The organism is uncultured Meiothermus sp. (assembly GCF_937863175.1).
GTDB lineage: Bacteria > Deinococcota > Deinococci > Deinococcales > Thermaceae > Meiothermus.
The window spans coordinates 1-4,458 of record NZ_CALMCQ010000091.1; the positions used below are offsets into that span (position 1 = coordinate 1).

The window sequence follows — 4,458 nt, forward strand, 5'->3', positions numbered from 1 at the left end:
GTTTTCCAGGCGAGTTCATTTGAAGACCGCGCTGGCTTTGGGCTGCTCCCGCCCTCATGCCGGTTTCAGGGTACGAATCTGCCCAACCAGCGCCTCGAGGTAGTCGAAAAACAGCGGGCCATAGTGGGCCAGCTCGTCGCCTCCGTTCACAACCAGGGGGTAGACCCAGTTCCGCTCGGACAAAAGGCGCTGGGCTTTCTCGAGCTGCCGGGAGCGGTGGGGCCTGGGCTCATAGAGCACCAGGTGAGGCTCCAGGCGCACCACCTCGGCCAGGTCGGGCTGGAAGTAGCTCTGTGGATGCGTATCAAAAATGTTGATCAGGCCCACCTGCCGCAGGGCCTCCCCCACATAACTACCCCGCCCGACCGTGATGGGGCCGCCCGGGCCGAACTCAAAATACACCCGCGGGGGCGGCAGGGTTTTGTACAGGGTGCTGTAGCGCCTCGAGAGCCCGGCGCAAAGCGAAGTGGCCCGTTCGGCTACCCCCAGCAGGGCTCCCAGAGTCGTGATGTTCTCCAGAATGCCATAGGGACTCTGCGGCAAGGGGAGTGGAAAAATGGGGATTCCCCGCCGGCGCAACTCGTTCAGCAAATCGCGTTGTACACCCGTGCTGATCAGCACCAGGTCAGGCCTCAGCGATGCCAGCAAGGTCCAGCGTACGCGGGTATAGCTCGAGACCACCGGCAAGCCCAGGGTGGCCGCAGGACGGTAGCAAAAAGCACTCCGCCCCACTACCCGTTCCCCCAATCCCAGGGCAAACAGGGTCTCGGTCGCGTTGGGGGCCAGCGAGACAATGCGCTGTGCCGAGTCGGGCAGTTCGATAGGGCCCAGCCAGTCATGCACCAGCCTCACGGCGCCACCTCGCGATACCAGGCATCTACCCGTTCCCAAAGGGTCTGTAGGTCGGCGTCGTTCCAGATCACCCAGGTGGCCCGGCGAGTCTTCGCCTCCTGCGACATCTGACTGGCGTCGCGGGCGGCGAACTCGGCCTCGCTCAACCCACTGCGGTTTACCACCCGCTGTTTGCGCAGTTCAGTAGGGGCCACCACCACCAGTACCCCGGCAAAATCCGCTTCGCGCCCGGTTTCAAATAGGAGAGGAATGTCGTGCACCACCACTGGCTTGCCCTCTGCCTGGGCTTTTTCGGTCTCCTCGCGCATCCGGTGACGCACAAAGGGGTGGATGATGCCCTCGAGCCGGTTGCGGGCGTGCGGGTCGCCAAATACCAGTCGTCCTAGTGCGGAGCGATTGATCTCTCCCCCCTGGCATACCTCGGGGAATGCCTGGCAAATTTCAGGTTTTAGCACCACGGCTCCTTCCCGGGCGTATGCATCTGCATCGAGTACCGGTACACCCAACTCTCGCAGTCGCTGGCCCACCGTGCTCTTGCCACTGCCAATGCTCCCCGTCAGGCCGATTAGCCGCATCCGGTATAGCATACCCGTATATCAAATCTGCGCGTGAGCAACGCCAAACGCGCCCCGCGCTTGCCGCGCCCGGAGGGTTTCTTGCATCGCTCCTGGGGCGGGCTGTGAGCAGGTCTGGTGTTGCGTAACGCGGGCGGGTGATTTCTTCACTGCCGGGGCCAGTAACCCATGGCAGACTGGGGCATGCGGTGGTTTCTGACAACCGTACTGACTCTCCTGGCGGCCTGTACCCCCAGCCTCAGGGTCGAGTACACTCCCATTGACTTTCAGACTGCACTGGCCGCCGTCAACCAAGCCCGTGCTATAGCCCGCACCTGCACCAACCAGGGAGCCTCAACCCCCTACAACGCTGCCCCTATCCTGCACTGGAACGGTCTGCTGGGCGAGGTGGCCCGCCAGCGGGCCGAGTACATCCAGCAAACCGGACAGCTCAGCCATCAGGAAGGCTCGAGCACCTCTTTTGCGGTCGCTGCCCGCAGCCAGCAAAACGGTTACAGCTATCTGGAAATTCGTGAGAACCTGGCCCAGGGCGCCAACTCTGCTGAAGACGCGGTATCGGCCTGGCTATCCAGCTCCACGGGACACTGTGACGCTATCATGGCCCCTCACCTGACCGAAATGGGTCTGGTTAAGCGGGGAGTCTACTGGGTACTGGTGATCGCCAAACCCAGGTAGTCAAAACCCAACCCATTGCATGCGGCCAATTGTCTTCAACCGCACCAACCGAAATTTCAATCGGGGGAGTATTTAGCGCCTGCGACGTCGTTTTTTCTTACCCGGCTGGGGTTTTTCGGTTCTGGCCGGTGGGGTTATTTCGGGGTTTTCCTGACCCCAGGAGCCGAAGTATATTTTCTGCACTTTTACCTTGACCGGCTTGCTAAAGCCCCGTCGCTCATCGGGCGGGCCTGCCACTCGCCTCGAGGTCGCCCTGGTGTGCGGAGGTGGGCTTTTAGGTGCGGCAGACGCCGCCTTGCGCTGCTTTTTAGGCTGCCGGGTCTGGGTGTGCGGTTCTGGCGATTCGTGGCGTTTTTCGGGGTCTCCACCCGAAGCACGACGCCCGCGCTGCTCTGGCTGTGCTGTCTGCTGCCGCTGGCTCTCTGGCCTTGGCTGATAAAACTGCTCGGTGGGCACAAAGTCAATCTGGCGCGCCGGGGGACTGGCCCCCTGGATTTCGATTTCCAGTTCATCGCCAATGCCGATCCGACGTTTGCTGCGCAAGCCCTCCAGGGCTAGCAGGTCTTCGTGGTAGCGGTAGTGGTCGTCCTCCAGAGCCCCCAACCGAATCATGCCCTCGACCCCATTGGACAGGCTTACAAACACCCCAAAGCCAGTCACACCCGATACCGTGCCGAGGTGGGTTTCACCCTTGTGCCGCTCGGCCCACAGGCACTGGTAATACTTGGTTAGCTCGCGCTCGGCGTTTTCGGCTGCACGCTCCCGCTCCGAAGTGTGCTCGGCCATTTTGGGGAAGCGTCTAGCCCAGTCATCCTTTTTCGCCGAATTGGCTTTACGGTGAATCAGGGCCCGCAAAACCCGGTGCACCACCAGATCGGGGTAGCGCCGGATGGGGCTGGTGAAGTGCAGATAGTGTTCGGCTGCCAGCCCAAAATGTCCCAGGTTTTCGGCAGCATAGCGGGCCAGCCGCAGGGAACGCAACAACAGCGTGGATACCGCAGGTGCTTCGGGTCTGCCCTCGGCTTTCTTGAGGATGGCCTGCAAGGCTTTGGGGGAGAGCTCCCCTCCCGGCAGGCTATAACCCAGCTTGTTCAGCGCGTTAATCAGTTTGCCAAAAGCTTCTTCGCTGGGGTCTTCGTGTACGCGGAACAGCGCTGGAATCTGGCGCTCAGATAGATGCTTGGCAACGGTACGGTTGGCCAGCAACATCAACTCTTCAATCAGATTGCGGGCCAGAGGTTCTCTCTGCGGAATCAGGTGCAGGTTGCCCTCTGAGTCTACCTCGACTTTGGCCTCGGTAAAGTTGAAATCTAGAGCACCTCGTTCCATACGGCGTTCTTTGAGGATCCCGGCCGCCTTTAGCAAGAGTTGCAGATCGCTCCTGAGTTCCTGGCTCCATCCCGCGGTAACCGGGCTTTGGGCTGCTGCCTTCCTGGTTCCAGCCCTGGAAGCTTTTTGCGACCCCCTGGTTTTGGACTCTGGGCCTTTAGCGGCATGGTCTTGAAGCTCGAGCTCCCTGGCAAAGGCCTCCACCTCCTCGTAGGTCAGACGGGCTATGCTGCGAATTACCCCCTCTTCAAAGCGATAATCCTTGACCTTGCCCGAGGGTGTCAGTTCGACCAGAACCGAGAGCACCAGGCGATCCTCGTGGGGCTTGAGCGAGCAAATGCCGTTGGAGAGCTGCTCGGGCAGCATGGGCAGCACCCTTCCGGGCAGGTAGACGCTGGTAGCCCTGGCATAAGCCTCGAGGTCGAGCGGGCCGAACTCCTGGACGTAATGCGAGACATCGGCAATGTGGACGCCCACCCGGTAATGGCCATCCGGGAGGGTTTCGATATGGATTGCATCGTCGAAATCCCTGGCGTCGGCTCCGTCAATGGTGAAAACCCTCAGACTGCGAAAATCACGGCGACGTTCAAAGGCTCGCGCATCCAGGCGGGCGACCCGTTCCGCTTCGTCGAGGGCCTCGGGGGAGAAAGCCGGCATCAACTCGTACCTGGCGATGACCGCCTCGGTTTCTACCTCGGGGCTGTCGCCCTGCCCCAGATAGGTGGCCAGTTCGCCATAAGGTTGGGCGGTACCCCGTCGGGGTGTATCGAAAAAAACTCGGGCAGAAAGGCGTGCACCGCTTTCCAGGCCTTCTAAACCCTCTGGTTTGAGTTTGAGATGGGGTAGCCGGGCATCGTCGGGCTTAAGCCAGGCAAAACCCTGTTTGAAATAGAGGCGTCCCACCAGCTGGTGGGTTGAGCGTTCCAGCACCCTAGCCACCACCCCCCAGGGCCGGCCATCGCGGCCCGGCGGACGGGGCTCGGCCCGCACCAGGTCACCACTCCAGGCCCCGCCCAGGTGCCCTTTG

General features: G+C 61.5%; 4 protein-coding genes. 1 reads left to right on the forward strand and 3 read right to left on the reverse strand.

The genetic code is table 11. The features are described from left to right. Positions 1-54 precede the first annotated feature (54 nt). Positions 55-852 carry a helical backbone metal receptor gene (locus tag Q0288_RS03570; RefSeq protein WP_299427300.1) on the reverse strand — a complete coding sequence of 266 codons (798 nt, stop codon included), beginning with the start codon at positions 850-852 and terminating at the stop codon, positions 55-57. Continuing rightward, positions 849-1,427: a dephospho-CoA kinase gene (gene coaE / locus Q0288_RS03575; RefSeq protein ID WP_299427303.1), complete on the reverse strand. Its 579-nt coding sequence runs from the start codon at positions 1,425-1,427 to the stop codon at positions 849-851. The genes Q0288_RS03570 and coaE overlap by 4 nt, the downstream gene beginning before the upstream one ends. A gap of 183 nt (positions 1,428-1,610) precedes the next feature. Between coaE and Q0288_RS03580 the strand changes: the two genes are divergently transcribed. Then, positions 1,611-2,102 (forward strand): CAP domain-containing protein, encoded by a 492-nt coding sequence (locus tag Q0288_RS03580; RefSeq protein ID WP_299427306.1) that lies wholly within the window; start codon positions 1,611-1,613, stop codon positions 2,100-2,102. A gap of 72 nt (positions 2,103-2,174) precedes the next feature. On the opposite strand, the gene Q0288_RS03585 is transcribed toward Q0288_RS03580, so the two are convergent. Further along, a partial coding sequence (locus Q0288_RS03585) for an RNB domain-containing ribonuclease (RefSeq protein ID WP_299427309.1) occupies positions 2,175-4,458 on the reverse strand: 2,284 nt, incomplete at its 5' end.

Coding starts and splice junctions, on each gene's coding strand:
- coaE (WP_299427303.1), bottom strand. CDS start 1,427: ATGCGGCTAATCGGCCTGACGGGGAGCATTGGCAGTGGCAAGAGCACG.
- Q0288_RS03580 (WP_299427306.1), top strand. CDS start 1,611: ATGCGGTGGTTTCTGACAACCGTACTGACTCTCCTGGCGGCCTGTACC.